The 2,212-nt window shown below is 73.9% G+C and carries 3 protein-coding genes; all 3 read left to right on the top strand.

The window, feature by feature from the left end; all coding sequences use genetic code 11:
* Positions 1-130: 130 nt before the first annotated feature.
* Positions 131-901, top strand: coding sequence for an enoyl-CoA hydratase/isomerase family protein (locus LCE31_RS23915; protein WP_225017454.1), 771 nt, complete (start codon positions 131-133; stop codon positions 899-901).
* Positions 902-1,252: 351 nt separating this feature from the next.
* Positions 1,253-1,756, top strand: a complete 504-nt coding sequence (locus LCE31_RS23910) for an ATP-binding protein (RefSeq protein WP_374118539.1) — start codon at positions 1,253-1,255, stop codon at positions 1,754-1,756.
* 122 nt (positions 1,757-1,878) lie between these two features.
* Positions 1,879-2,094, top strand: a complete 216-nt coding sequence (locus LCE31_RS23905) for an EF-hand domain-containing protein (RefSeq protein WP_225017452.1) — start codon at positions 1,879-1,881, stop codon at positions 2,092-2,094.
* Positions 2,095-2,212 lie beyond the last annotated feature (118 nt).

Raw genomic sequence — 2,212 nt, 5'->3', positions numbered from 1 at the left:
CCCCGGGGGGGGGGCCCCCCGCCCCCCCGCGCGCCGCCCCCCCCCCCCCCCCCCCCCCCCCCCCCCCCCCCCCCCCCCCGTCCGCGGGCGCGCCTGGTCCAGCCCGTTAGCGGGCGTTAACCTGCCTCGTATGGCAACCGTATCCCTCGAAGTGTCCGGCGGCGTCGGTACGATCCGGCTCGACCGCCCCCCGATGAACGCGCTCGACGTCGACGTGCAGGACCGGCTGCGCGACCTCGCCCAGGAGGCGGGGGACCGCGACGATGTACGCGCGGTGATCCTCTACGGCGGCGACAAGGTCTTCGCCGCGGGCGCCGACATCAAGGAGATGCGCGCCATGGACCACGCGGCCATGGCCGTCAGGTCCCGCGCGCTCCAGGAGTCGTTCACCGCGGTGGCCCGCATCCCCAAGCCCGTCGTGGCGGCCGTCACCGGCTACGCCCTCGGCGGCGGCTGCGAACTGACGCTCTGTGCGGACTACCGCATCGCCGCCGACAACGCGAAGCTCGGCCAGCCGGAGATCCTGCTCGGCCTCATCCCGGGCGCGGGCGGCACCCAGCGCCTCGCCCGGCTCATCGGCCCGTCCAGGGCGAAGGACCTCATCTTCACGGGCCGTCAGGTCAGGGCCGACGAGGCGCTCGCCATCGGGCTCGTCGACCGGGTGGTGCCCGCGGGCAGTGTCTACAGCGAGGCGCAGCAGTGGGCGGAGCGGCTGGCGAAGGGGCCGGCGCTCGCGCTGCGCGCGGCGAAGGAGGCCGTGGACGCGGGTCTCGAGACCGACCTGGAGACCGGCCTGACGATCGAACGCACCTGGTTCGCCGGCCTGTTCGCGACGGAGGACCGGGAGCGCGGCATGCGGTCGTTCGTGGAGGACGGCCCCGGCAAGGCGCAGTTCCTCTGACGGGTCGCGCGGGGGCTCGTGCGGGTGCCGGGGCAGGCGCCGTACGGGCCCCCGCGTGCGCCTGGCGCATGCTCCGGCGCAGACTCCTTGTGACCCCGGTGGCGCCCCCCGCGGCCCTGTGCGCCGGGGCCGCGTCGAGCCGTACGCCGCCTTAAACGGAACTTAAGGATGGGCGCGTCACCGGGCCGCTCGTCGCCCAAAAACCGGACGTACAAGCAGGTCAGATGGGGCGTCAGAGGGGTCGCTCTGCCGTTGGCATATGCCGATGCAATTGCACGGAATCTTCCGTTCCGGGGGTGGAATCCTTCGGAACGGCCCCGCGACGCCCTCCGGACGGCCATGATGGAGGGCATGGCGGGCCTGGAGGAAGTGCAGCAGTCACGGCGGCTTGGCGGTGCGGTCACCGTCCGGCGGACGCCGGCCGTCGAGGACGGCCAGGCGCTCCGAGCGCTGGAGTTGTACGGCGACCCGACGGAGGCCGAGGTGCGCCTCGCGTCCCTTCCGGAATCCGCGGCGGTCGCCCGGCGCATCACCTACGCGGTGGTGCTGCACCAGTGGTCCCTCTCCCCGGACCTCGCGGAACACGCGGTGCTGCTCGTCTCCGAACTCGTCGGCAACGCCGTCCGCCACACGGGTGCCCGCGTGTTCGGCCTGCGGATGCTGCGGCGCAGGGGCTGGCTCCGCATCGAGGTGCGCGACCCGTCCCGGGGCCTGCCCTGCCTGATGCCGGTGCAGGCGACGGACGTCAGCGGCCGGGGGCTGTTCCTCGTCGACAAACTGGCCGACCGCTGGGGCGTGGACCTGCTGCCGCGCGGCAAGAACACCTGGTTCGAGATGCGGTTGCAGGACCGCTGAGCCGCCCGGCCGAAGCCCGTGGGGCCACGCGCCGACCCGGAGACCCGCCACACCGCCGAACGGGGGAGCGCGAGCCGATAATCTCTCTGCGTCAATGACCCGACGAGAATGGGGCTGAAGCAGTGGCGGACATCGACGAGACGCGCAAGGCGTTCGACCGGTTCGACAAGAACGGCGACGGGTTCATCACCGCGGCCGAGTACAAGAGCCTGATGGCGCAGCTCGGCGACCACCACGTCACCGAGTCCATCGCCCAGACGGTCATCAACGCCCACGACTCCAACGGCGACGGGCTCCTCAGCTTCGAGGAGTTCCTCGCCTCCCGCGGCGACAGCTGATCCTCCGGGCGGCGCGGGCCGCCCCCCCGCCCCCCCCCGGGGGGGGGTTAGCCGGGCGCCCCCCCCCCCCGGCGGGGCCCCCGGGGGGGGGGGGTGGTACGGCGGGGGGGGTCCCGGG

Source organism: Streptomyces sp. 8L, from assembly GCF_020176795.1.
In the GTDB taxonomy this organism is placed as follows: Bacteria; Actinomycetota; Actinomycetes; order Streptomycetales; family Streptomycetaceae; genus Streptomyces.
The sequence above is the reverse complement of the archived record's forward strand: the minus strand, read 5'-3'. Positions and strand labels throughout refer to the sequence as shown.

What these genes read in the sequence shown, in the direction of transcription:
- LCE31_RS23915 (WP_225017454.1), top strand. Translation starts at nt 131, where the DNA reads ATGGCAACCGTATCCCTCGAAGTGTCCGGCGGCGTCGGTACGATCCGG.
- LCE31_RS23910 (WP_374118539.1), top strand. Translation starts at nt 1,253, where the DNA reads ATGGCGGGCCTGGAGGAAGTGCAGCAGTCACGGCGGCTTGGCGGTGCG.